At 69.4% G+C, this 24,123-nt stretch carries 26 protein-coding genes, 1 pseudogene and 1 riboswitch; of the genes and pseudogenes, 21 read left to right on the top strand and 6 right to left on the bottom strand.

Features of this window, described 5'->3' with window-relative positions; all coding sequences use genetic code 11:
* Positions 1-71: 71 nt before the first annotated feature.
* The 3 genes from HMPREF3165_RS06795 to HMPREF3165_RS06785 are packed head-to-tail and all read left to right on the top strand — an operon-like array spanning position 72 to position 3,348.
* Positions 72-1,139 carry a permuted SH3 domain-containing protein gene (locus HMPREF3165_RS06795; protein ID WP_003789614.1) on the top strand — a complete coding sequence of 356 codons (1,068 nt, stop codon included), beginning with the start codon at positions 72-74 and terminating at the stop codon, positions 1,137-1,139.
* Entirely contained in the window at positions 1,136-1,927 is a 792-nt protein-coding gene (locus HMPREF3165_RS06790) for an ABC transporter ATP-binding protein (RefSeq protein ID WP_070511762.1), read from the top strand. The genes HMPREF3165_RS06795 and HMPREF3165_RS06790 overlap by 4 nt, the downstream gene beginning before the upstream one ends.
* Positions 1,924-3,348, top strand: coding sequence for an ABC transporter permease (locus tag HMPREF3165_RS06785; protein WP_070511759.1), 1,425 nt, complete (start codon positions 1,924-1,926; stop codon positions 3,346-3,348). Before HMPREF3165_RS06790 ends, HMPREF3165_RS06785 begins: the two co-directional genes overlap by 4 nt.
* A gap of 69 nt (positions 3,349-3,417) precedes the next feature.
* Here the strand turns inward: HMPREF3165_RS06785 and HMPREF3165_RS06780 are convergent, their stop codons facing one another.
* The gene (locus tag HMPREF3165_RS06780) at positions 3,418-4,251 is read right to left on the bottom strand and encodes an exodeoxyribonuclease III (protein ID WP_070511757.1); all 834 of its coding nucleotides are present in this window, start codon (positions 4,249-4,251) and stop codon (positions 3,418-3,420) included.
* Between the two features lie 46 nt (positions 4,252-4,297).
* Between HMPREF3165_RS06780 and HMPREF3165_RS06775 the strand changes: the two genes are divergently transcribed.
* Entirely contained in the window at positions 4,298-4,603 is a 306-nt protein-coding gene (locus HMPREF3165_RS06775; protein WP_070511755.1) for an acylphosphatase, read from the top strand.
* Between the two features lie 12 nt (positions 4,604-4,615).
* Entirely contained in the window at positions 4,616-4,840 is a 225-nt protein-coding gene (locus HMPREF3165_RS06770) for a hypothetical protein (RefSeq protein ID WP_070511754.1), read from the top strand.
* Between the two features lie 96 nt (positions 4,841-4,936).
* Here HMPREF3165_RS06770 and HMPREF3165_RS06765 read toward each other — a convergent pair whose 3' ends face one another.
* Positions 4,937-6,145 carry a choice-of-anchor L domain-containing protein gene (locus HMPREF3165_RS06765; protein WP_070511752.1) on the bottom strand — a complete coding sequence of 403 codons (1,209 nt, stop codon included), beginning with the start codon at positions 6,143-6,145 and terminating at the stop codon, positions 4,937-4,939.
* Positions 6,146-6,480: 335 nt separating this feature from the next.
* Between HMPREF3165_RS06765 and HMPREF3165_RS06760 the strand changes: the two genes are divergently transcribed.
* Positions 6,481-8,391: a glycoside hydrolase family 68 protein gene (locus HMPREF3165_RS06760; protein ID WP_070511749.1), complete on the top strand. Its 1,911-nt coding sequence runs from the start codon at positions 6,481-6,483 to the stop codon at positions 8,389-8,391.
* Positions 8,392-8,487: 96 nt separating this feature from the next.
* Here HMPREF3165_RS06760 and HMPREF3165_RS06755 read toward each other — a convergent pair whose 3' ends face one another.
* The 4 genes from HMPREF3165_RS06755 to HMPREF3165_RS06740 form a co-directional block, all read right to left on the bottom strand.
* Positions 8,488-10,230, bottom strand: a complete 1,743-nt coding sequence (locus tag HMPREF3165_RS06755) for a glycoside hydrolase family 32 protein (RefSeq protein ID WP_070511745.1) — start codon at positions 10,228-10,230, stop codon at positions 8,488-8,490.
* A 42-nt stretch (positions 10,231-10,272) separates the two neighbouring features.
* Positions 10,273-11,169: a bifunctional methylenetetrahydrofolate dehydrogenase/methenyltetrahydrofolate cyclohydrolase gene (locus tag HMPREF3165_RS06750; protein ID WP_003789598.1), complete on the bottom strand. Its 897-nt coding sequence runs from the start codon at positions 11,167-11,169 to the stop codon at positions 10,273-10,275.
* The gene (gene glyA / locus HMPREF3165_RS06745; RefSeq protein ID WP_070511743.1) at positions 11,166-12,476 is read right to left on the bottom strand and encodes a serine hydroxymethyltransferase; all 1,311 of its coding nucleotides are present in this window, start codon (positions 12,474-12,476) and stop codon (positions 11,166-11,168) included. The genes HMPREF3165_RS06750 and glyA overlap by 4 nt, the downstream gene beginning before the upstream one ends.
* A gap of 65 nt (positions 12,477-12,541) precedes the next feature.
* Positions 12,542-12,627, bottom strand: a riboswitch (ZMP/ZTP riboswitch).
* A 104-nt stretch (positions 12,628-12,731) separates the two neighbouring features.
* Entirely contained in the window at positions 12,732-13,937 is a 1,206-nt protein-coding gene (locus tag HMPREF3165_RS06740) for a CobW family GTP-binding protein (protein WP_070511740.1), read from the bottom strand.
* 55 nt (positions 13,938-13,992) lie between these two features.
* Here HMPREF3165_RS06740 and rpmB point away from each other — a divergent pair, with 55 nt between their 5' ends.
* The 15 genes and pseudogenes from rpmB to HMPREF3165_RS13795 form a co-directional block, all read left to right on the top strand.
* Positions 13,993-14,232, top strand: a complete 240-nt coding sequence (gene rpmB / locus HMPREF3165_RS06735) for a 50S ribosomal protein L28 (RefSeq protein ID WP_003789593.1) — start codon at positions 13,993-13,995, stop codon at positions 14,230-14,232.
* On the top strand, positions 14,229-14,402 hold the full coding sequence (gene rpmG / locus HMPREF3165_RS06730; protein ID WP_003789591.1) for a 50S ribosomal protein L33: 174 nt from the start codon (positions 14,229-14,231) through the stop codon (positions 14,400-14,402). The genes rpmB and rpmG overlap by 4 nt, the downstream gene beginning before the upstream one ends.
* Complete coding sequence (gene rpsN, locus HMPREF3165_RS06725; RefSeq protein ID WP_070511737.1) at positions 14,402-14,707, top strand: 30S ribosomal protein S14; 306 nt, start codon at positions 14,402-14,404, stop codon at positions 14,705-14,707. The genes rpmG and rpsN overlap by 1 nt, the downstream gene beginning before the upstream one ends.
* A gap of 144 nt (positions 14,708-14,851) precedes the next feature.
* Entirely contained in the window at positions 14,852-15,103 is a 252-nt protein-coding gene (locus HMPREF3165_RS06720; protein WP_003789587.1) for a type B 50S ribosomal protein L31, read from the top strand.
* Positions 15,104-15,183: 80 nt separating this feature from the next.
* Positions 15,184-15,306, top strand: a complete 123-nt coding sequence (gene ykgO, locus HMPREF3165_RS06715) for a type B 50S ribosomal protein L36 (protein ID WP_003782012.1) — start codon at positions 15,184-15,186, stop codon at positions 15,304-15,306.
* A gap of 287 nt (positions 15,307-15,593) precedes the next feature.
* On the top strand, positions 15,594-15,908 hold the full coding sequence (locus HMPREF3165_RS06710) for an urease subunit gamma (protein ID WP_009406366.1): 315 nt from the start codon (positions 15,594-15,596) through the stop codon (positions 15,906-15,908).
* On the top strand, positions 15,905-16,216 hold the full coding sequence (locus HMPREF3165_RS06705) for an urease subunit beta (protein ID WP_009405845.1): 312 nt from the start codon (positions 15,905-15,907) through the stop codon (positions 16,214-16,216). Before HMPREF3165_RS06710 ends, HMPREF3165_RS06705 begins: the two co-directional genes overlap by 4 nt.
* Before the next feature lie 17 nt (positions 16,217-16,233).
* Entirely contained in the window at positions 16,234-17,946 is a 1,713-nt protein-coding gene (gene ureC / locus HMPREF3165_RS06700; protein ID WP_070511735.1) for an urease subunit alpha, read from the top strand.
* A gap of 21 nt (positions 17,947-17,967) precedes the next feature.
* Positions 17,968-18,459 (top strand): urease accessory protein UreE, encoded by a 492-nt coding sequence (gene ureE / locus HMPREF3165_RS06695; protein ID WP_070511732.1) that lies wholly within the window; start codon positions 17,968-17,970, stop codon positions 18,457-18,459.
* Complete coding sequence (locus tag HMPREF3165_RS06690; protein ID WP_070511729.1) at positions 18,440-19,201, top strand: urease accessory protein UreF; 762 nt, start codon at positions 18,440-18,442, stop codon at positions 19,199-19,201. The genes ureE and HMPREF3165_RS06690 overlap by 20 nt, the downstream gene beginning before the upstream one ends.
* Before the next feature lie 34 nt (positions 19,202-19,235).
* Positions 19,236-19,913 carry an urease accessory protein UreG gene (gene ureG / locus HMPREF3165_RS06685; protein ID WP_176747015.1) on the top strand — a complete coding sequence of 226 codons (678 nt, stop codon included), beginning with the start codon at positions 19,236-19,238 and terminating at the stop codon, positions 19,911-19,913.
* Positions 19,910-20,725, top strand: coding sequence for an urease accessory protein UreD (locus tag HMPREF3165_RS06680; RefSeq protein WP_070511726.1), 816 nt, complete (start codon positions 19,910-19,912; stop codon positions 20,723-20,725). Before ureG ends, HMPREF3165_RS06680 begins: the two co-directional genes overlap by 4 nt.
* Before the next feature lie 60 nt (positions 20,726-20,785).
* A complete protein-coding gene (locus HMPREF3165_RS06675) occupies positions 20,786-21,721 on the top strand; it encodes an urea transporter (RefSeq protein ID WP_070511723.1) in 936 nt (311 codons plus the stop codon).
* Between the two features lie 4 nt (positions 21,722-21,725).
* A complete protein-coding gene (purU, locus tag HMPREF3165_RS06670) occupies positions 21,726-22,598 on the top strand; it encodes a formyltetrahydrofolate deformylase (RefSeq protein WP_070511720.1) in 873 nt (290 codons plus the stop codon).
* Between the two features lie 1,327 nt (positions 22,599-23,925).
* A pseudogene (locus tag HMPREF3165_RS13795) lies at positions 23,926-24,123 on the top strand (hypothetical protein); the annotation flags it as partial.

The raw sequence follows: 24,123 nt of genomic DNA, 5'->3' as shown, positions 1-24,123 counted from the left end.
TGTGCCGTAGTCTCTGCGCGTATTAATCAGGAGCCCGGGGTCCCTACCCGGTTCTGATCCCGCCGCCTTCCATGGAGGACGCCGTGAAGCGCTTCGTCTGGCCCGCCCTCAAGACCCTCATTGCGGTGATCGTCGCCGTCGCCCTGGTGAAGATCGCTTTCTTCCCCTCGCAGGGCGACGGGACAACCGCTGACATCTCCCCGGGCTACGCCGCCGACGTCAAGACCGTCCCCGTGACCAAAGGCAGCATCTCCAACACGGTCTCGGTCAAGGGTCACATCGTTCAGGACGCCACGGTCGAGGTCCAGGCCGACCTGGCCGGCGTGGTGGACTCGGTCGCCGTGGAGAAGGACACCCAGGTCAGTGCCGGTGACCCGCTGCTCTACATCAAGCACTCCGAGTCCCAGCCCCCGGTGACCAAGACCGATGAGAGCGGCAACGTCACCCAGACCCCAACCGAGGACAAGGTCACCTGGTCCACGATCTACGCCCCCGTCAGCGGCACCGTGACCCCCAAGGTCCTCAAGCAGCAGGAGACCGGCGTCGGCGTCGTCGTGGCCACCATCACCCCCGCGACCTACTCGGCCACCGGGACCGTCAGCGCGGCGCAGCAGTACCGGCTCACCAACGCTCCCACTGCCGCGACCCTGACCCTGGAGGGGGGCCCGGCGCCCTTCCAGTGCAACAACCTCAAGGTCGGTACCAAGGCCTCCACCTCCACGACCACCGGTGGGGACGGCTCGACGACGACTACCTCCGGTGACGGCACCAGCGTGGAGATGCGCTGCGCGGTTCCCGGCGACCAGAAGGTCTTCGCCGGTATGCCGGTGACCATCAGCGTTGACGCCGGCAGCGCCTCAGAGGCCCTGATGGTTCCGGTCACCGCCGTGGAGGGCAAGGTCGGCTCGGGCTTCGTGTGGCTGGTGCCCGAGTCCGGGGACGCCTCCAAGGCGGTCAAGACCGCTGTGAAGCTGGGGATCACGGACGGTACGAACATCCAGATCACCGCCGGCCTCAAGGCCGACCAGCAGGTCCTGCAGTTCGTCCCCAACAAGGACACGCGCCGCACCGGGACACCGGACACCTGCGAGCCGGACAACTCCGCCTGCTACGACTCCGAAGGCAAGGAGATCCTGTGAGCGGGCTGCTGGAGCTGCGGGAGATCACCCGTACCTTCACCGTCCCCGACTCCGAGCCCCTGCACATCCTCACGGGAGTCAACCTGAGCGTCTCCCCCGGTGAGCACGTGGCCATCGTGGGACGCTCGGGAACGGGAAAGTCGACTCTGCTCAACATCCTGGGTCTCATCGACAAGCCGACATCGGGCCACTACACGCTCTCGGGCACCGACACCTCCCGGCTCGGGGAGAGTCGCCGCGCCCACCTGCGGGGGCAGACCTTCGGCTTCGTCTTCCAGTCCTTCAACCTCATCCCGGGACTGACCACCACCGAGAACGTAGCGGCACCCCTCCTGTACGACACCGGCAGGGCCTTCTGGACCCGCAGCGCACGGGCCGCCGAGCTGTTGGAGGCCGTGGGCCTGGGTGACAAGGTGGGCTCGCCCATCTCGCGCCTATCGGGAGGCGAGCAGCAGCGGGTGGCCATCGCCAGGGCGCTGTCGCGCCGCCCCAGCGTCATCCTGGCCGACGAGCCCACCGGCGCCCTCGACGTCGACACCGGCAACTCGGTCATGACGCTCCTGGAGCGTCAGTGCGCCGAGAACGGTGCCGCCCTCATCATCATCACGCACGACCTGGCCGTGGCCGGCCGCGCTCACACCCAGTACCGGCTCGATCACGGCGCCCTCACCCCGATCTCCGTCATGCGTCGCAAGGTCGGCAGCCTGGAGGAGTTCGGTGAGGTCGTCACCACCCCTCCGGCATCCCCCTACCCGTCGGCGCCCACCAGCCACGAAGGAGCCTCATGAACGGCATTCTCACCGGATTCTTCGGCGCCATCGTCGAGGCCTGGGCCCAGCTGCGCATCGGCAAGCTGAGGGTCCTGCTGTCGCTGGTGGGCGTGGCGGCGGCGGTGGCGGCCATGACCTTCGTCATCGCCCTGGGGCAGGTCTCCGTCGACGCCATCAACAAGGTCAGCGAGAAGTACACCGGCCGCCCGGGCACGGTGACGATCAACGTCAGCCCCACCGGCAAGGGCCTGGACCAGGCCCTCCAGGCCGACGACGCCCCCGAGTCGAGCGCCGGCGCAGACTCAGGTGCCAGCGGCGGCAGCAGCGACGGTGCGGGCGGTACCGGCGGCGCAGGCAGTGCGGGCGCCGCAGGGGGCGCTGGTAGCGGGGGCGGAGGCTCCACGACCAGCGCTGCGACCGCGGCGAAGATCTCCTCGGCGATGAACAGCTTCGTCGAGCGCTACGAGGTCAAGTCCTGGGCGACGACCTACACCTCCAACGTGCGCTTCTCCTTCCCCGACGGCGCTCGGAGCGTGCCCACCCAGACCGTGAGCCTGAGCTACGGGCTCCTGCACCACAAGACCGTCTCCCAGGGGCGCTGGTTCACCGCGCAGGATGAGGACGACCTCTCCCCGAGCATGGTCGTCACCCAGGGCTTCCTCGACGCGCTGGGGATCCAGCAGCTCACCGAGCCGGTCACCATCACCTCCTTCTCCCCGGTGCAGACCTCCTTCACGATCGTCGGCGTCCTGGAGGCGGAGGACCTCTCCCTCATGGGCTGCAGCGGCGACCCCGAGCGGGACGCGGGCCTGCCGTGCACCCAGCCCGTGACCGCCTTCGCCCTCAACACGCCCTATGAGCACTGGCTGCCCAAGGACGCCGCCCGCCCCGCCCCCACGCTGGAGATCTGGGCCGGTCAGGACGGTGCGAAGGAGGTCGCCAGCCTGGCCAAGAAGGACCTGGACGCGCGCTTCGGTCAGGGCTCGACCCAGGCCGAGGACAATCTCCAGAGCGGTGGCTTCAGCTCCAGCGCGAACACCTTCACCCAGGTGGTCACGGCCGCCGGCGTGTTCGTCATGCTGCTGGGGGCCCTGAGCCTGGTCAACATCTCACTGGTGACCGTGCGTCAACGCATCCACGAGATCGGGGTGCGACGCTCCTTCGGGGCGACGAGCCGACGCATCTTCTTCTCCATCATGCTGGAGTCGGTGGTGGCCACTGTGGTCGCCGGCGTCGTCGGCATCGGGATCGCCATCGTGGGGATGCGCGTCATGCCGCTGAGCGCCTTCCTGGGCATCCCGGTGACCACGACCCCGCCCTTCCCCATGGTGGCGGCCGTCATCGGCCTGGTCGCGGCCACCGCCGTGGGCGCGCTGGCGGGCATCATCCCGGCGATCGTGGCCACCCGCATCCGGCCGATCGACGCGATCCGCTACTGAGAGGCCGTCGGGGTCGGGCCGAGCAGGCACCCGACCCCGACGTGCTCTCCGAAAAGGTCAGCCGCGTCTTCAGCGGTACTCGACGACGAGCGGGGCGTGGTCGGACCAGCGTGAGGCGTAGTCGGGCGCCCGGTCCACGGTGACGCTGTGGGCCCGCTCGGCCAGGGCGGGGGTGAGGACCTGGTAGTCGATCCGCCAGCCGGTGTTGTTGTCGAAGGCCTTACCGCGCTGGGACCACCACGTGTAGGGCCCCTGCTCCTCGTCCCCCACGAGGTGACGCGAGGCGTCCACCCAGCCGGAGGCGAACCAGCCCTCCAGGTGGGCGATCTCCTCATCCATGACGCCGGCGATCTTGTTGTGGTTGGGCTTCCAGTTCTTGATGTCACGCTCGGAGCGCACCACGTTGAGGTCCCCGGCCATGACGACCTGGGGCCCACCATCGCGGGCGGCGGCCAGGAGCTCGGCCATGCGAGCGTCAACGAGCTCGAGGTGGGCATACTTCTGGTCCATCTTCTCGGTGCCCAGCTGGCCCGAGTGCAGGTAGGCGGAGATGACGGTGAGCCGCTCGAGACCGTCGAAGCCGGCGAGGCTCAGGTCGGCCTCGAGCCAGCGGCCGGAGTCGACGTCGGGCTCCTCGGTGCCGGGCGCGGCCACGCCGTAGCGCAGCTCGCCGAGGGTGGCGGGGCCGCCCTCGCGCACGGCGACACCCACGCCCGCACGTCCCTTGATGCGGCAGGGCCAGATGGCGGCCTCGTAGCCGGGCAGGAGGTCGACGGCGATCTGCTCGTCGGCTCGGACCTCCTGGAGCAGGAGGATGTCGGGGGCGGAGGCGGCGAGCCACTCCCCCATGCCCTTGCGGGCGGCGGCCCGGATGCCGTTGACGTTGACAGTGGCGATACGCATGGCGGCAAGCCTACGCGCTCGGCCCTGAGCCTGAGACGATAGGGCCATGAGCGACGCCGGTAGGAGTGCCCGCACCGTGAGAACCGTTCACGTCCTGGTCCAGGGCACGGTCCAGGGGGTGGGCTTCCGCTACCACTGCGCCTACACCGCCCAGGAGCTGGGGGTGGTGGGGCAGGTCCGTAACCTGCCCGACGGCGACGTCGAGGTCATGGCCCAGGGCGAGCCGGAGGCCGTGGGCCGGCTGATCGCGTGGCTGAGGCGCGGCCCGCGGTGGGCCTCGGTGCGCCGGCTCACCGTCACCGACCTGCACGCCGGCTGCCTGGATGAGCGCAGGTTCGAGATCACCGGGTGAGAGGATCGGGCCATGGAACCCGACGACGCCCAGGCGCCGCGCAGCGCCCGACGAGTCGGCGCGTGGATGGCGGTTATCGTCATCGCCGCCGTCCTGCCCGTCCTGGCTCAGACCTCGCTGCTGTCCCGCGTCAGCACCCTGTTGTGGCTGGCCTCCATGCCGCTGTGCATCCTGGGATGCGCGATGCTGGCCAAGGAGCTGGCGGCGCGTCGCGCCTCCCGGCAAGAGGAGGACTGAGCGCCCGACAGCGGTGAGCCGCAGACACAGACTGACGGGGCGGATGAGGAGAGCCTCATCCGCCCCGTCAGCCGTCTGCTGGCCGCAGTCTCGCCGTCAGCCGGCCTCAGAGCCGGTCAGGCGCCGACGGCGCAGCATGAGCGCGACACCACCGCCAGCCAGGAGCAGCAGGGCGATGCCTCCCAGGAAGAGCGCCTGGGTTCCGGTCAGGGGCAGACCGGCCACAGTCTTCTTGGGGCTTGCGGTGGGCGAGGCGGCGCTGTAGTCGGTCACGCCCGGCTTGCCCTGCCCGGGCGGAGTGGCGGAGTCCTTGCCGTTGTTCGACCCGTTGGAGCCGTTCCCGTTGGAACCCTTGCCGTTGCTGGGGATGTCACAGGTGCCGGCCTTGGCGTTGCAGGGGTCGGTGATCGGCTTGTCGGTGAAGCCCAGTCCCTGGGTGCGCAGGAGAACCGTGGAGTCGAGCTGACCGTCCTGGGCGTCGGCGATGGCCACGCGCACGTGCACCTTCTGCCCCGGGGTGACGGAGGCCTGGCAGGGCAGGGCGGAGGTGTAGCCGTTGAACTCCACGGGGATCTGTCCCGGGGTGTGTCCCGAGACATTGGCCGTGTAGTAGGCGGCGTTGGAGGACTCGTTGATCGAGGCGGCGCTCACGGCCGTCTGCGTGCCGGGGACGTGGGCGCACTCGGTGCCGTTGACCTGGATGCTCAGCGGATCCTTGTATCCGCGCGACTGCCAGGAGGCCGGGGTGCCCTCGGTGGCACCGGCGTACTCCTCGGAGCCGAGGCTGTAGTAGAGGACGATGTTGGAGCTGGTGGCGGTGACGTCGAACTCCAGGACGGCCTCGTCGTAGACGTCGGTGCCGGCTACCTTGGCCAGTCCCGCCGGGTCCTCGACGACGCCGAAGTCACCAGTGGTGTCCAGGGCGTCGTTGGGTCCCAGGACGGCGGAGCGGGTGATGTCGGTGTCGGAGTCGGCGGTGGGATCGGGGTCGATGAGGGAGCCGGTGGATAGGGCGACCCCCTCGGTGATGGCGTTGCCGTCACCAGGCAGTCCCTTGACCGTGCCGATCTGGACGTCCTTGCCGGAGACGGATGCGTTGGAGACTGTCGCCTTCGGACCGGCGACCATCTGGGCGAGGCTCTGAGCGCTCACCGTGGAGGTGTTGCGCAGGGAGGTGGTGGACTGCCCGGCTGTGTTCGATGCCGGGGCGGCCACAGCCGGACCGGCTGCAGCCAGGGCGAGCGCAGCCAGGAGAGCGGATGTTGGTGCGGATAACCGTCGCAGACGGATGGGAATGATACTCACAGGATCTCCGTTAGACACGGGGCCGCCCAGCGTTGAGCGACCACCTGAACCGACAGGCATGGGAGACCGAACAGCTCACGGAGAACGCGTTCAAGAATAACCGGACGATAAGACCTTTGCTTGTGGTCTATGTCACCAAAGTGCCGAAAACCTCAAGAAACCCTGAGAATGCAGGGGCTACGTCTTTGGTGGCAGTGTCCCGATATTGACAGAGCGGTCCAAAGACCTGTTCCTCCACCCCCAGGTTCTCCTAAGGTTGGGCCTGGGAGATCACATAACAAAGGCTCACGGCGCACTGACACCCTCATCCCTCATGAGTAAGGACAGTACGGACAATGACCGTGACACACACTTCGTTCCGCGCCCGTCGCAGACGACTGGCCGTGGCGCTGACGCTCGGACTCCTGGTGGCCGGGTCCGGCACCACTGCACTCGCCGATGAGGCACCTTCCCCCAGCGCCTCCCCCACCGCCACCGCTACTGCCGAGGCCTCGCCCGAGGCGGGAGCGGACCAGAAGAACGACCAGTCCCCTGCCAACCAGGCGCAGGCGAGCCAGAGCCCCACCGAGCAGGCACAGGCGGGCCAGAGCGACCAGCAGGCCGCCGGCGGAGCCGCGGCCCAGAACGCGACGGGATTCAAGGCCGATAACCCCGGCTGGGCCAACGCCACCAAGCACACCGGTGCGGCACACGGGGTCGAGGAGGACTACACCGCCAAGTGGACCCGTGCCGACGCCATGCAGATCCAGCGCGTCTCGAACCCCAATGCGCCGTCGGGCACCAACTCGATGCCCGAGCAGCTCACGATGCCGGAGATCTCCAACGGCTTCCCGGCCACGAGCGAGGACGTGTGGGTGTGGGACACCTGGACGCTGACCGATGAGGCCGCCCACCAGATCTCCTACAACGGCTGGGAGATCGCCTTCTCCCTGGTAGCCGACCGGCACGCCGGCTACACCTTCGACGACCGCCACACCCACGCGCGCCTGGGCTTCTTCTACCGCAAGGCCGGCACGCAGACCTCCTCGGCCGACGGCGCAGGCAGCTCCAACGGCGGCTGGATCTACGGCGGGCACGTCTTCCCCGACGGCGCCTCCGGCTCGATCTTCGAGGATCAGAGCTTCACGGCCCAGACCGAGTGGTCCGGTTCGGCCCGCCTCATGGAGGGCAACAAGATCCGCATGTTCTACACCTCGGTGGCCTTCTACAACACCGCCACCGGTGGCAGTGGCGACAAGGGCTACGGTCAGGACGGCAACGGCGGGTCCTCCAAGCCCTACGACCCGCGGATCGTGCAGTCCGAGGGGCGCATCTACGCTGACGAGAGCGGCGTGTGGCTCACCGGGTTCCGCACCCAGCACCAGCTTCTCGTCCCGGACGGCAAGTACTACCAGACCCGCGAGCAGAACCCGGGCGTGAACTTCCGCGACCCCTTCACCTTCCGCGACCAGAACAACCCCTCGGACCCCACCGAGTACATGGTCTTCGAGGGCAACTCGGCCTTCGTCCGTGAGCAGCAGTACGTAGACGCCGCGGCCAAGGCCGGGCAGAACACCACTCTGGCCACCTGCACCGCGGAGGACCTCGGCTACGAGCAGGGCGATCCCAAGGCCGAGACGGTCGAGGCGGTCAACCAGCGCGGCGGCCGCTACCAGCTGGCCAACGTGGGTCTGGCCCGGGCGAAGAACAAGGCGATGACCCAGTGGGAGTACCTGCCTCCGCTGCTGAGCGGCAACTGCGTCAACGATCAGACTGAGCGGCCGCAGATCTACTTCCAGGACGGCAAGTACTACCTGTTCACGATCTCGCACCGGGAGACCTACGCCGACGGGCTCCAGGGACCTGAGGGCGTCTACGGCTTCGTGGGCGACGGGCTGCGAAGCGACTACAAGCCGCTCAACCAGAACACGGGTATCGCGCTGGGCAACCCCATCAACCTCAACTTCAACCCGGGCAAGCCCTACTCGCCGGACTTCAACCAGAGCCCGTACACCTTCCAGTCCTACTCGCACTACGTCATGCCCGGCGGCCTGGTGGAGTCCTTCATCGACTCCATCGGCGGCAACAAGGACGGCAACCCGGTGCGTGGAGGCTCGCTGGCCCCGACGGTGAAGCTCACCATCTCCGGGGACACCACCTCGGTGGACCGCACCTACGGCACCAACGGCTTGGGGGGCTTCGCGGACATCCCCTCCGACAGGGCCCGCTCCAACGGCGGTGACACCCGCCCGCAGCGCCTGAAGTAGGCGCCGCACTCAGGGCATCACGGCTCGAGCAGGAGGTGGGGTCGTCGGAATCGTCCGGCGGCCCCACCTCCTCGTCGTCGAAGTCCTGCGGCGCCCTTACAGGGCTGCGGCCAGAGGGGTGAGGCTTCCGGAGGTGATGGTGGCCGTGCCCTTGGCTCCCAGGACGATCTCCTGGCAGGAGGGGGCGGTGAAGACCAGGAGGCTGCCGACGGTGGCACCGTCGTCGACGAAGACCTCGAGGCTGGAGCGGTCCAGGTAGAGGTGCAGACGCACTGTGGAGCCGGTGGGGCGGTACTGCGTCTGGCGACGCAGGGCGAAGTCGGTGGTGGTCCCCTCGTCCTTGCCGTCAACCTGCGTGAGCCCGCCGTCGGTGCGGTCGAGGTAGAGGGTGCCGGCCGAGATGTCGACGCCGACGCGCACCTCCTGGGTCTTGCCATCAACCGTGCCGCGGGCCAGGCCCAGCCAGGCCTCAGAGGCATGGGAGACGTCCAACGTCAGGTCGATCTCGACCGTGCGGCCCGTGCCCAGAGCCGTCACCGTGTCGGTGGCCTTGAGGCCGGAGAGGTCGGCGGCCCGCCCGCGCAGGGCGTCGAGCTCGGGGACGGGTTTCTGCACGAGGGTGCGCTTGCCGCCGATGGTGGTCAGGGACAGCTCGCGCGGGATGCTCATCTCACCGCGCCAGTCTCCGGTAGGCAGCGAGTAGGGGTAGTTCCAGTTGCCCAGCCAGGCCAGCCACACGCGGCGGCCCTCGACGTGCTCGAAGCTCTGGGCGGCGTAGAAGTCCTGGCCGACGTCGGTGAATCGGGTGTCGCGGTCCTCGGGGAAGAAGACGGAGCCGTCGAAGTCGCCGATGAAGTACTGGGCGGTGGAGCCGGCCGTCTCCTCGTTGGCTCCCACCGAGAGGGTCATGACCCAGCGGGTGCGCCCGTCGCTGGAGTCGGTCAGGGGGAAGAGGTCGGGGCACTCCCATACGGCGGCGTGCGAGCCGATGCCCTGGCCGAAGTCGCTGGCGTGTCTCCAGGCCTTGAGGTCGGTGGAGCGGAAGAGGGAGACGTGGTCCCCGGCGGAGACGATCATGATCCAGGCCTTGGAGTCCTCGTGCCAGAAGACCTTGGGGTCGCGGAAGTCCTTGCGCCCGTCGTTGGGGATGACGGGGTTGCCGGAGAAGCGCTGCCAGGTACGGCCCCGGTCGGTGGAGTAGGCCAGGGACTGGGCCTCTCCGCCGTCGGTGGAGGTGTAGACGGCGACCAGGCCGCCGCCGGCGACCAGGCCGGAGGTGTTGGCCCCGTCCACGACGCAGCTGCCGGACATGGCCAGGCCCTGCGCGTCGTGCTTCAGGGCCGTCCCCTGGCGCTTCCAGTGCACCATGTCAGGGCTGATCGCGTGGGCCCAGGTGCCGTCCTGCTGGTGGAAGAGGTGGTACTCGCCCTCGTAGAGGACCAGGCCGTTGGGGTCGGCGAGATTCCCCGTGGCGGGGCTGTAGTGGTAGGCGGGGCGGTAGGCGGCCGAGGCAGGCGAGTCGGTGGCCGTGGGCGTCGGTGAGCTCCGGCGTCCCGTGGAGCAGCGCACCAGGATGGCTCCGCCGGCGATGAGGACGCCGGCCCCGGCCGCACCGAGGATCAGGGTCCGCCGTCGCAGGCCACCGCGGTCCGGTCGCGTGTCCTGGGAGCCGGTCGAGTCCGCTGAGGGCGACGCGGGCAGCGCGTCCCCAGGGGCCGGCGGACACGCCTCCGGCTGAGCCGGCTCGGGTTCCGAGGAGTGCGTGGAGCCTGCCGACTCAGCCGGATCGGTGGGGTGGTCAGGATGGGAGGGATGGGCGCCGTGGGACTCGTCCGTCATGGCCACAAGGTTATCGGCCGGTCGGGCGAGCGGCGGCGCCCCTCAGAGCGAACGCTCCGCGGTCTCGACCACGTTGGCCAGCAGCAGGGCGCGGGTCATGGGGCCCACGCCGCCGGGGTTGGGCGAGAGCCACGAGGCCACCTCGTCGACGCCGTCAGCGACGTCACCGGCGATGCGGCCCTTGCCGGTAGCGGGGTCGACGACGCGCGAGACGCCCACGTCCAGGACGACGGCGCCGGGGGCGACCATCTCCGGGGTGATGATGCCGGGGCTGCCGGCCGCGGAGATGACGACGTCGGCCCGGCGCACATGCTCGGCCAGGTCCGTGGTGCCGGTGTGGCAGATGTCCACGGTGGCGTTGACGTCCTTGCGGCCCAGGAGCAGACCGATGGAGCGGCCCACCGTGACCCCGCGGCCGACGACGCACACGTTGCGGCCGGCCAGGTCGATGCCGTGGCGCTCCATGAGCTCGATGCAGCCGCGCGGCGTGCAGGGCAGGGGCGAGTCGATGGGCCCCGAGGCCCGCAGCACCAGGCGCCCCAGGTTGGTGGGGTGCAGGCCGTCGGCGTCCTTGGCCGGGTCGACGCGCTCCAGGATCGCGTTGGTGTCCACGCCCGCCGGCAGCGGGAGCTGGACGATGTAGCCGGTGCAGGCGTCATCCGCATTGAGGCGGTCGACGGCGGCGGCCACCTCGGCCTGGGTGGCGGTGGCCGGCAGGTCCTCACGGATGGAGAGGATGCCGACCTCGGCGCAGTCGGCGTGCTTGCCGGCGACGTACTTGACGCTGCCGGGGTCCTCCCCCACCAGGACCGTGCCCAGGCCGGGGGTGACGCCGCGCTCGCGCAGCGCCGTCACGCGTTCCTTGAGCTCGGCCTTGAGGGCGGCGGCCGTGGCCTTGCCGTCCAGGACCCGGGCCGCCCCGTTCCAGGGAGCCCTCACTGGGCCAGCCCCGGGTAGAGGGGGAAGGCGTCGGTCAGGGCGCGCACGCGACCGCGCAGGGCCGCCAGGGTCTCGTCGTCGGCGGTGCCGGCGGCGCCGTGGACGAGGGTGGCGGCGATGATGTCGGCGACCTCGGTGAACTCGGCGTCACCGAAGCCGCGGGTGGCCAGGGCGGGGGTGCCGATACGCAGGCCGGAGGTGACGCGCGGGGGACGCGGGTCGAAGGGGACGGCGTTGCGGTTGACCGTGATGCCGGCGGTGTGCAGGAGGTCCTCGGCCTGCTGACCGTCCAGGGAGGAGTCACGCAGGTCCACCAGCACCAGGTGCACGTCGGTGCCACCGGTGACCAGGCTGACGCCGGCGGCACGCACGTCGTCGGCTCCCAGGCGCTCGGCGATGATGGCGGCGCCGCGCACGGTGCGCTCCTGGCGCTCGCGGAACTCCTCGGTGCTGGCGATCTTCATGGCCACGGCCTTGGCGGCGATGACGTGCATGAGGGGGCCGCCCTGCTGGCCGGGGAAGACGGCGGAGTTGAGCTTCTTGCCCCACTGCTCGGCGCGGCTGGACAGGAGCATGCCGGAGCGGGGGCCGCCCAGGGTCTTGTGGACGGTGGTGGACACGACGTCGGCGTGCGGGACGGGGTTGGGGTGCAGGCCGGCGGCGACGAGCCCGGCGAAGTGGGCCATGTCCACCCACAGGGCAGCGCCGACCTCGTCGGCGATGGAGCGGAAGGCGGCGAAGTCGAGGTGGCGGGGGTAGGCGGACCAGCCGGCGATGATGACCGAGGGGCGCTCGCGCAGGGCGGCCTCGCGCACCTGGTCCATCTCGATGCGCATGGTGGTCTCGTCCACGCCGTAAGCGGTGGCGTTGTAGTTCTTGCCGGAGAAGTTGATCTTCATGCCGTGGGTGAGGTGGCCGCCGTGGGCCAGGGACAGGCCCAGGAGGGTGTCGCCGGGGGTGGCCAGGGCGTGGAGGACGGCGGCGTTGGCCTGGGCCCCGGAGTGGGGCTGAACGTTGGCCCACTCGGCGTCGAAGACGGCCTTGGCGCGCTCGATGGCCAGGGACTCGGCGACGTCGACGACCTCGCAGCCGCCGTAGTAGCGGCGACCGGGATACCCTTCCGCGTTCTTGTTGGTCAGGACCGAGCCCTGGCACTCCAGGACGGCCCGGGGAACGAAGTTCTCCGAGGCGATCATCTCCAGGGTCTCGCGCTGACGGGCGAGCTCACCGGTGAGGACCTCGGCGATGTCCGGGTCGAGCTCGGCCAGCGGCTGGTTCAGGGACGGGGTGACGGCTTGCGCGGTCATGTCTCTCCTCAGGTGTGGGGCGCACGCTGCGCCATGGCAGGCGGCTGTGCGCGCACTGGTGGGCGATCCGTGGCCCAGGCGGGCGACCCCGGAGTCGTGTTCGTGCCGCTCCCCGGTGGTGATCCACCCGGCGCCAGTCGCGACAGGAACACCCTACCGTGCCGGAGCACAGCCGTGCCGTCCCCTACCGCACAGTGCAGCACAGCACCACCGCATGCCGCCTGGGGGCGGGGCTCGCACCTCGGGAGCGGGCGCTCAACCCTCCTGGCCCTCCTGCCCGAACCAGTCGCCCATGCCGTCGTCGGCGCCGATCCAGGCCAGGGCCTGGGCCATCTCCTCGGGGCGCAGGAGGATCCGGGAGAAGGCGCGGCGCACCTGCTCACGCATCTCCTCGTCCCCGACGCCGGTGACCACGAGGTGGCAACGGGGCTCGCCGGCCACGTCGTCATCGGCACCGGAGGGGGCGGCCGGGACCTCCGCCCAGGTACCGGCGTCGCCGACGCTCACAGCACCTCCGGCGACCTCCCAGGTGCAGACCCGACCGGGACGGCTGGGCAGCCAGAAGCAGCCGCGAGCGCACAGACCCTGACCGGCGAGCTCCACGACGAGGGAGCGCAGGCGCTCGGGGTGGAAGGGCAGGGAGGCGCTGAGGTCGAGGGTCCACACGCCGTGCTCGTCGGGGCCACCCCAGGCGCTGGTGGAGGCGGGGTGGATGCGGCTCAAGGAGGTGGCGACGTCGTGGGTGAGGGTGGTGAGGGTCTCCAGGAGGGGTGCGTCGAGGCCCGGGAGCAGGAGGGCGTCATGGGGGCGCAGGTGCTCGATGAGGTCGGCCCCGGCGGGGTCCTCATCGCGCCCCAGGGCCAGGACGAGGTCGGCGTATCCGAGGTTGGTCAGGTGGACGGCGCCCGTGCAGCGGGAGTCGCCGGGGAAGGCGCTCAGCTGGCGGTGCTCGAGGAGCTCGTCCAGGGCGGTGGTGGCGTCCAGGACGTGGGCGGCTCCGGCCAGTCTCGCGCCGGTGCCGGCGAGCTCCTCGGCCAGGCCGGGCAGGAGGTGGGCGAGCTCGATGGACGCCGGCAGGAGGATGACGGTAGTGCCGCCCGGTTCCTGGGCGGCACGGTCCTGGGTGACGGCGGCCAGGACCTCCCGCAGGGAGCAGGTGGGGCAGGTGTAGGGCATGGGGACGTCGAGCCTGACCGGCTCGTCGTCGAAGCCCTCGGCCGAGCTGTGGCTGACGAGCCGGACCAGGTCGTCGTCGGCGTCGCTGCTCCCGGTCTCGTCGTCGGCGGCGAAGTGGAGCCCGGCGCGGATGACGACGGCGTCCTGGCCGGCCAGGGCGAGGTCGACCAGGTCCAGCAGGGCGGGGTCGACGGCGCCGATGACGGCCAGGGTGTGCCGGCCGTCGGCCGGGGAGCCGGGGATGTCAGCGAGGTTGCCGGCAAAGTCATCCGAGGGATCGGTCACGAGGTCCTCCAGCAGAGTTGACGAAACTGAGAATCATTCTTATATCATGCTCGTCATGACCACCTACTGCCAAGTCACGGGGGCCCGGCCTGTCTTCGGCCGGTCCGTCTCCCACTCCCACAAGCGCACGCCCCGGCGCTGGGACCCCAACCTGCAGCGCAAGCGCTACTGGGTGCCGTCCCTGGGGCGCACCGTGCGCCTGACGGTGTCCGCCAAGGGCATCCGCACCATTGACAAGCTGGGCATCGACGTCGTCGTGGCTCAGATGCTCGCCCGAGGGGAGAAGCTGTCATGAGCGGAGCCAAGGGCAAGGACCTGCGGCCGATCATCAAGATGGTCTCCACCGCGGGGACGGGCCACACCTACGTGACCCGCAAGAACCGCCGCAACACCCCCGACCGGCTGGTGCTGCGCAAGTTCGATCCGGTGGTGCGCAGGCACGTGGAGTACAAGGAGTCGCGCTGATGGCCAAGAAGTCCAAGATCGCCGCCGAGCTGCGGCGCCAGCAGGTGGTGGAGCGTTACGCCGAGCGCCGTGCCGAGCTCAAGCGGGTCTCGGTCAACCCTCACCTGAGCCAGGACGAGCGCGATGAGGCGATGGCGGCGCTGCACGCGCTGCCGCGAGACGCCTCCCCCACTCGCCTGCGTCGGCGCGACGCGGTGGACGGTCGCCCGCGCGGGCACCTGCGCGTCACCGGGACCTCCCGGGTGCGCTTCCGCGAGATGGCGCTGCGCGGCGAGCTGCCGGGCATCGTCAAGTCCTCCTGGTAGGCGGGTGCGGGCGGGGTGGGTCTGTGGGCCCGCACCCGCCGGGGCGTGCGGCGTCACGCAGCCGCAACCGCCCTCTCGCAGCGCCGACACCGGTGCCCGTTCACCACGTCAGTTCTCACATTCACCCCCATCCAAGGAGCTCGTATGCGTCCTGGGATCCACCCCAGCTACCAGCCCATCGTCTTTCGTGACAAGTCCGCAGGCTTCGCCTTCCTGACCCGTTCGACCCTGACGTCGTCGGAGACCATCGAGTGGGAGGACGGCAACACCTACCCGGTCTACGACGTCGAGGTCTCCAGCGCCTCGCACCCGTTCTGGACCGGCCAGGGCCGCATCCTGGACACGGCCGGCCGGGTGGAGAAGTTCGAGCGCCGCTACGGCAAGCGCAAGCGGTAGGCGCTCAGGCGGGGCGCTGATGGCCCCTCGTCTTGATTTCTCACCGCCCTCACTGGACACGAAGAAGGAAAGGAGCCGACATGAAGGTTCGTGCCTCGATTCGGTCCCTGGCCAAGCAGCCGGGGTCCAAGGTGGTCCGACGCCGCGGCCACACCTACGTCATCAACAAGAAGAACCCCCGTCTCAAGGCCCGTCAGGGCTAAGAGCCACCACCACCCACGCAGGGCCGGGATGCGTCTCAGACCGCATCCCGGCCCTGCTTTTCCTCAGTATCGACATCAGTCGCCGAGGATCGACGGCACGTCAACCATATTCAGTTCTCTCTCACCATGACGCGGAAAACCAAGGGGGTCAGCTGCTCCCTGATCCTTGCCGCTCAACAGTCGGAAATATTTCTGCAACATGTCAGGCATTGCCTATATGCGTCCGTCGTGCGCGGACAAGCTCGCGCCTATGCGCCCGCTCCGGATCCATCTCTGGGAGAGCCCCCATGCACCTCACCCCTCGTGAGCAGGAGAAGCTACTCATCGTCGTCGCCGCAGACCTGGCGCGAAGACGCAAGGACAGGGGTATCCGGCTCAATCATCCTGAGGCAGTCGCCTACATCACCGCTGAGATCCTCGAGGGGGCCCGAGAGGGGCGCACGGTCACGGATCTCATGGCCTACGGGACCACTCTGCTGACCTACGACGACGTCATGGAGGGAGTCCCCGAGATGATCCGCGCGGTCCAGGTGGAGGCGACCTTCCCCGACGGGACCAAGCTCGTCTCCGTTCACGACCCGATTCGTAGGAGTCTGCCATGATCCCCGGGGAGTACCGACTCGCAGGCGGCACCATCACCATCAACGAGGGCCGCCCCACTCTCCGTCTCGACGTCCTCAACACTGGGGACCGTCCCATTCAGGTCGGCTCGCACTTCCACTTCGCCGAGGTCAACCCCGCGCTGTCCTTCGACCGGCGGGCCGCTCGTGGCTTCCGCCTCGACATTCCGGCCGGAACCGCGGTTCGCTTCGAGCCGGGCGACTCCCGGCCAGTCCACCTGGTGGCATTGGCGGGAGCACGGCGGGTCTTCGGTCTGGCAGGCGAGACGAACGGCCCGGTCGAGGGCTGAGAGCACAGGAGCACATCATGAGCAAGGAACTCAGCCGTCGGGAGCATGCCGCCTTGTACGGCCCCACCACTGGGGACGCCGTCCGCCTGGCCGACACCGACCTGTTCGCCCAGATCGAGCGGGACCTGACCCACCGTGGCGACGAGGCCGTCTTCGGAGGCGGCAAGGTCATCCGCGACGGTATGGGCCACAACGGCCAGCGCACGCGGGACGAGGGCATCCCCGACACCGTCATCACCAACGCGATCATCATCGACTACACCGGCATCTACAAGGCCGACGTCGCCATCCGCGACGGCGTCATCAGCGCTATCGGCGCTGCGGGCAACCCGGACATCATGGACGACGTCGACATCGTCATCGGCGCCTCCACGGAGGTGATCGCCGGCGAGCACCGCATCCTGACGGCCGGGGGCATCGACTCCCACATTCACTTCATCTCCCCCACCCAGGTCGCCACCGCCCTGGCCTCGGGGGTGACCACCATGATCGGAGGAGGGACGGGACCGGCCGACGGCACCAACGCCACCACGATCACTCCCGGGGCCTGGCACCTGGCCCGCATGCTTCAGGCCGTCGAGGACTTCCCCATGAATATCGGCCTGCTGGGCAAGGGACACGCCTCAGCCCGGGAGCCTCTGGCCGAGCAACTGCGCGCCGGCGCGGTCGGCTTCAAGATCCATGAGGACTGGGGCGCCACGCACGCCGTCATCGACGAGGCCCTCAAGGTCGCCGACGAGTTCGACGTGCAGGTCGCCATCCACACCGACACGCTCAACGAGTGCGGCTTCGTCGAGGACACCCGCCGCGCGATCGGCGGGAGAGTCATCCACACCTTCCACACCGAGGGCGCCGGTGGCGGTCACGCCCCCGACATCATCACCCTGGCGCAGGACCCCAACATCCTGCCGTCCTCGACCAACCCGACGCTGCCCTTCACGCGCAACACCGCTGAGGAGCATCTCGACATGCTCATGGTGTGCCACCATCTCAACCCCGCCATCCCGGAGGACGTCGCCTTCGCCGACTCGCGCATCCGACCGGAGACGATCGCGGCCGAGGACGTGCTGCACGACCTGGGCGTGTTCTCGATGACGTCGTCGGACTCCCAGGCCATGGGGCGCGTCGGCGAGGTCGTCATCCGCACCTGGCAGGTGGCCGACCAGATGAAGAAGGCTCGCGGCAGGCTCGCCGGGGACCCGGAGGGCGGCGACAACCTGCGCATCAAGCGCTACGTGTCGAAGTACACGATCAACCCGGCCCGCACCAACGGGATCGCCGAGGTCGTGGGCAGCGTGGAGGTGGGCAAGTGGGCCGACCTGGTGCTGTGGGACCCCGCTTTCTTCGGGGTCAAGCCGTCCCTGATCCTCAAGGGCGGCCAGATCGCCTCGGCGGTCATGGGCGACGCCAACGCCTCGATCCCCACCCCCGAGCCCACGCTCATGCGCACCATGTTCGGCGGTTACGGGGCGGCGCCGGCGTCGAACTCGATCACCTTCATGTCCCAGGCGGCCATCGATGCGGGAGTGCCCCAGAGCCTGGGGCTGCGCAAGAGGATCTGCCCGGCCCGCGGGGTGAGGCGGCTGACGAAGGCGGACATGGCCTTCAACGACGCCACTCCGGCGCTCACCGTCGATCCCGAGACCTACGAGGTCACCGTCGACGGCGAGAAGGTCACCTGCGAGCCCGCCCACGTCCTGGCCATGGCCCAGCGCTACTTCCTCTTCTGAACCCTCACCCCTGGAGCCTTCATGATTATCGAGTCCATCTCAGGAAATATCCACGACCTGCCCGGCGAGGAGCTGGAGGGCGTGCACGTGGAGAACGTGGTCCTCCCCCTGGCCGACCTCACGAAACGCATCCAACGAGTGCGCTCCGACCACGGCACCGAGCTCGGCATCCGGCTCGCGCCGGGCGCACCGGACCTGCGCGAGGGCGACATCCTGCTTCGCAACGAGCGCGGGATCGTCGTCGTGCGCCTGGAGCCCACCGATGTTCTGGTCATCGCGCCCGCCACGGTGCGCGAGATGGGGGTCGTCGCCCACAACCTGGGCAACCGGCACCTGCCCGCCCAGTTCTTCGGGCCGGAGGAGCCCTTCCCGGGCCTTGAGGGGCATGACGGCGTCATGGTCATCCAGTACGACCACACCGCCGAGCACTACCTGGAGCACCTGGGTGTGCGTCATGCGCGGATGGAGCGGTCCATGCCCGTCCCCTTCCGTCATGCCGAGCACACTCACTGACACTCCCGCCCCGCAGTGGGGCGAGGTCGCCGGCTGGCAGCTGCCGCTGGCCCAGCTGTGCGACTCCGCGCTGCCCACGGGTGCCTTCTCCCACTCCTTCGGGCTGGAGACCTACATCTACGAGGGTGTCGTGGACGGTGAGGCCTCCTTCGTGTCCTGGCTGCGCGCGCTCGTGTCCACCCAGCTGACCTTCTCCGAGGGGCTGGGGCTGCGGCTGGCCTTCGAGGCGGTGGCGGCCGATGACTGGGAGGCGATCGCGCACCTCGATGCGCTTCTCGTGGCTCAGGCGGTGCCGATCCAGGTCCGCCGGGCCGGGGTGACGATGGGGCGGAGGATGCTCACCATCGCCCGCCTGGCCCTGGAGGGCACCGACGGCGGCAGGCTGCTGAGCCGATACGCGGCGCTCGTGGACACCGGGAACGCCGGGGGCACCGGGGGCTGCCGTTCCCACCCCGCCATCGTGCTGGCGATCGCCGGCTACGCGCTGGAGGCGCCGGCGGCGGCGGTCGCGGCGGCCTACCTCCAGTCCAGTGTCATCTCGCTGACGCAGAACGCTGTACGAGCCATCCCCCTGGGGCAGGACGCCGGTCAGCGCGCCATCGCCTCGGTGCGCGGCGACGTCCGCGCCGCGGTCAGGCGGATCGGGGGCCTCGATGAAATGGACCTGGGGGCCGCCGCGCCCGGGATCGAGATCAGCCAGATGCGGCACGAGCGCCAGCGGGCCCGCATGTTCATGTCCTGAAAGACCTTCCTGAAGAGCCAGTGAGGAGATTCTCATGTCAGCAGCAACCAGCCAGCAGCACGCGGACGCGCCCGAGCAGCCGGCGCACCGTTCCCACCCCGGCCCGGTCCGGATCGGGGTGGGCGGCCCGGTGGGGGCGGGCAAGACCCAGCTCATCGAGCGCATCACCCGGGCCATGAGCCGGGAGGTCTCCATGGCCGCCGTCACCAACGACATCTACACGATCGAGGACGCCAAGATCCTCGCCGCCCAGGGGGTCCTACCGGTGGACCGCATCATCGGGCTGGAGACCGGGGGCTGCCCGCACACGGCCATCCGTGAGGACACCTCCATGAACGAGGCGGCGATCGCCGAGCTGATGGAGCGCCACCCGGACCTGGAGGTGGTGTTCGTGGAGTCGGGAGGCGACAACCTCTCGGCCACCTTCTCCCCCGAGCTGGTCGACTTCTCCATCTACGTCATCGACGTCGCCCAGGGCGAGAAGATTCCTCGCAAGGCCGGTCAGGGGATGATTAAGTCCGACCTGTTCGTCATCAACAAGACGGACCTGGCCCCTCACGTCGGCGCCGACCTGGCGGTCATGGAGGCCGACTCCAAGGTGTTCCGGGGTGACAAGCCCTTCTGCTTCACCAACCTCAAGACCGACGAGGGCCTGGAGCAGGTCATCGAGTGGATCCACCATGACGTGCTCATGACGGACCTGGAGTCGTGAGCACCACCGGCGAGCTGCACCTGCGGATCGCCCGGGGCGGGGACCGGAGCATCGCCATCGAGCAGTACCACCGGGGAGCACTGAGGGTTTTCCGCCCTCTGTACCTCGACGAGACCGGGCAGGTGACCTACTACGTGGTCAATCCCGGAGGCGGGTACCTGGACGGCGACTCCTATCTCACCGAGGTCGAGGTCCTCCAGGGGGCCTCGGCGGTGCTGACGACCCAGGCGGCCACGAAGATCTACCGCACCCCCACCTGCCCGGTCCGCCAGGACACCCGGGTGAACCTGGGGCCCCGGGCCGTGCTGGAACTCGTTCCCGACCAGGTCATCGCCTACCGGGAGTCCTCCTACCGGCAGACCACCCTGGTTGAGATGGACCCGACGGCGACCTTCATGTCCCTGGAGGTCCTCACCCCCGGCTGGGCCCCGGACGGTTCGGCCTTCGGCTACGACTGCCTGCGAATGCGCACTGACATCCGTGTCGGTGGGCGGTGCGCCGTCGTCGACAACCTGCGCCTGGTCCCCGGTGAGGCCGGGCTGGCGGGGCTGGGAGGCCTGGAGGGGCACAGCCACCTGGCCTCCTTCACGGTGCTCGACGCCCGGGTCGATGACGCCCTCGTCAATGAAGCGGCCCAGATGCTGGAGGTCGACGGCGTGCGCGGCGCAGTGACGCGGGTGCAGGGGCCCGGCTTCATCGCCCGGGCGCTGGGCGATGACACGACCCGTCTGACCGATCTCATGCTCGACATCAGCGAGCTTCTGCGCGGCCGGTGGTTCTGCGCGCCGAGGCTCAACCTGCGCAAGTACTAGCAACAGCCCGCTCGCCTGGGCGGCGGGCACCTCCCGAGTCTCTATCGATCGGAGCCCCTCATGCCTGAGTCACCTGTTCACCAGTCCCGCCGCCCGGCTGACGGACCGGGCGCCTCAGTCGTCCCGTCGATCGTCTCGTCCGGCGTGGGCGCGCTGGGGCGCGGGGTGGGGCAGATCTTCTTCCAGCCCCGGGCGCTCACCGGACTGCTCATCGTGGCCGGCATCGCCGTCTACTCACCGCTCATGGCCTTTCAGGTGGTCCTCGGGACGACGGTGTCGACGGTGGCGGCCAGGCTGCTAGATCTGCGTGTGCGTGACGGACTCCAGGGCTACAACGGGGCATTGGTGGGAGCAGCGGCCTGGGCCGCTATGGGGGTCTTCTGGCCGGCGACGCTGGTCACCGTGGTCGGGGCGGCGGCCTGCCCCGCGGTCCACCGCGCCCTGGAGCGCGCCCTCGCCCCGGTCGGGCTCCCGGCGCTCACAGCTCCTTTCTGCATCGTCTCCGGCCTGCTGACCGCTCTGCTCAGGGCGATCGATGCGCCGATGGTCCCGAATCCGGCGCCGGTCAGTGGGGCGACGGCCTGGCTGGTCCCGGAGGCGGTGCTGACGGGAGAGTCCCAGGTGGTGCTCGTCGATTCCTGGGTCGGCGGGGCGCTGATCCTGGCTGGGCTGTTCATCGCCGGGTGGAGAGTCGGGGCGGCGGCGCTGCTGGGCAGCGTCGTCGGGACGGCAGCGACGCTGGCGCTCGTTCCCGCCGGTCAGGCGGCACACGGACTGGGCGGATACTCGCCGTGCCTGACGGCGATCGCAATCGGCGTCGTCCTCCTGCCTCCCGGGAGGCGGGCCTGGGTGCTGGCGGTGGTGGGATCGGTGCTGACCGTCGTCGTGGACCGGCTTTTCACGGAGATCCCGGTGCCGACCTACACCTGGCCCTTCATCGTGACCACCTGGCTGATGCTCGCCGTCGTCAAGTGGCGCGAGCGCCGACTAGGCTGAGGCCATGGCTCATTCCACGGCGCACACCGACTCCGCCGCCCACCTGGTCCTGTCCCTGTCCTGCCCCGACCGCCCAGGGATCGTCCACGCGGTCACCGGCACGCTGGCGCGCCGCGGCGGGAACATCACCGAGTCCAAGCAGTTCGGGGACTCCTCCACCGGACTGTTCTTCATGCGGGTCCAGGTGCTCACCACCGTGCCGCGCGTGGAGCTGGAGAAGGACCTGGCCGAGCTGGCCGGCGAGTACGAGATGGAGTGGAGCCTCGATGAGGTGGGGCGGGCGATGCGCACCCTCATCATGGTCTCCAAGGAGGGGCACTGCCTGACCGACCTGCTCTTCCGGGCCCGCAGCCAGGGGCTGCCGGTCGACGTCGTCGGCGTGGTGGGCAACCACGAGACGCTGCTGGACGTCGCCGAGTTCTACGGGGTGCCCTTCCACCATATCCCGGTCACCAAGGAGACCAAGGAGGCCGCCGAGGCCGAACTGCTGGGGCTGGTGGACTCCCTCGACATCGAGCTGGTGGTGCTGGCCCGCTACATGCAGATCCTCTCCCCCGCCCTGTGCGAGCGGCTGCACGGGGGCGTCATCAACATTCACCACTCGTTCCTGCCGTCATTCAAGGGGGCGCGCCCTTACGCTCAGGCGCACGAGCGCGGGGTCAAGCTCATCGGGGCGACGGCGCACTACGTGACGGCCGACCTCGATGAGGGGCCGATCATCGAGCAGGACGTGACGCGGGCCGGGCACGAGGACTCGGTGTCCGTGCTGCAGGCCAAGGGACAGGACGTCGAGCGCCGGGTCCTGGCGCAGGCGGTGCGCTGGCACACCGAGCACCGGGTGCTGCTCAACGGGCACCGCACCGTCGTCTTCGCCTGAGCAGGGACAGGGAGGGGTGGCCCGTCACCGTCCAGATAGAGGCCGGACGGTGACGTGGGCGACTCGGATGGCACAAAGTGCCAGAGCGGTGGCGATGCACTTCCACATGAGGTTGTGAACGCGGCTGGTGGAATCTGTGCTGTCTCCTCACTTCTGAGACATGTGGGTGTCATGACTTCTGAGACACTCGCTCGGGCGGGAACCCGGGGCAGGCTGGTGGTCCAGGAGGCGAGGGTGGCCTAGAGGTGAGACATGACGGGGTGTGGGTGTCCACAGCGCTGACATTAACCCCGAATCGGGCCTGCACGCCGGAGAAGAACCGCAGTATTCCAACGATCCCCGCGGGGTGCTTCGCCGGCAGGCTCGGTAATGTCAGCGCTGTGGACACAGGGCCGCGCAGGAGTGAGTCCGGGGTCCTTACGGCATAGCCCGGCGCCCCCGTCACAGGTCCTCCTGCACCGCTTCCTGCTCGCCGTCTGCGCAGGGGCCCTAGAGGCTATGACCCGACGCCGGCTTTGCCTTGAGTCGGCCTGCTCCACGAGGGTCGGGATCCACTGACCAAGGGTTGTGCGTACTGCACGAAGGCCCCACCTACCCCCAGTACCCCCAACCCTCGTCCAATAACACCCCGCCCTCGTGCAGTGCACCCAGACGACGCCGGCAGCCACCACAGCGACCGGGCCCGCCCCCTCCAACAGGCCGAAACAGCTCCCCCACCTGGTAGACCCACCCCACCGGTGTCCTGAGATGTCATGACATCCGAAACGCTCAGAAGCCATAAGACAACACAGAGGCTGGTGGAATCGTGCGAGGTCAGGTGGCCGAGTGTGAGCACGGTTCACGCAGCCACCATGACTCTCCCCGGTCCCGGTCACAGTCGACGGTTGTGGACTTGGTGACGCGAGAGGCGCCGACCTCTCCAGGGAGTCCCGTTTCGGGGTTTTCCACAGACTGTCCTCGGGGTCTGGTTTGGGGGCGTTGGGGCAGGTAATGTCAATGCACCGTCTGGACGGGCAGTGTCGCCCGGCCGGGCGGGGTATGGAGTTGTTTCGGTGGCGAGGAGGCTTCCGTGATGAGTGCGTCCCTACGATCCCCCGAGCCTGCAGATGCCCGGCGTCCAGTACCCGACCCCGGCCAGCGGAGAGTGTCGGAGGCGCATCTTGTTGCACGCGAGCATGAAGTCCCTCTGGACCACGACGGCCTCGACGGGCGCGTGGAATGGACGGCCCTGACGGAAGGACCAGAGCGGCCGGGCGGGTCGGTTCCGTCGAGGCGCAGACCCCGCCCAGGGACAGGTCTCGGGTGCCGGCAGGGTGTGGCTGGTTTGGTGGCGGTGTGTGCGCTGGCGCTGGGGGTGGCGGCCTGCTCGGTGAAGGATGCCAAGGCGGAGGCCAGTGCGAGCGCCAGCGCCAGCGCTTCGGCGGCTATTGCCCGGGCGGAGAAGGGCATCGCTGACGCCAACGCCAGCGCGACTGCCTCGCGCGAAGCGGCCCTAACTCCTGAGCTGCGCGCCAAGCGCGACGCC

This window comes from Actinomyces sp. HMSC08A09, assembly GCF_001807465.1.
Lineage (GTDB): Bacteria > Actinomycetota > Actinomycetes > Actinomycetales > Actinomycetaceae > Actinomyces > Actinomyces oris.
This window is presented reverse-complemented; position numbering and strand designations above follow the sequence as displayed.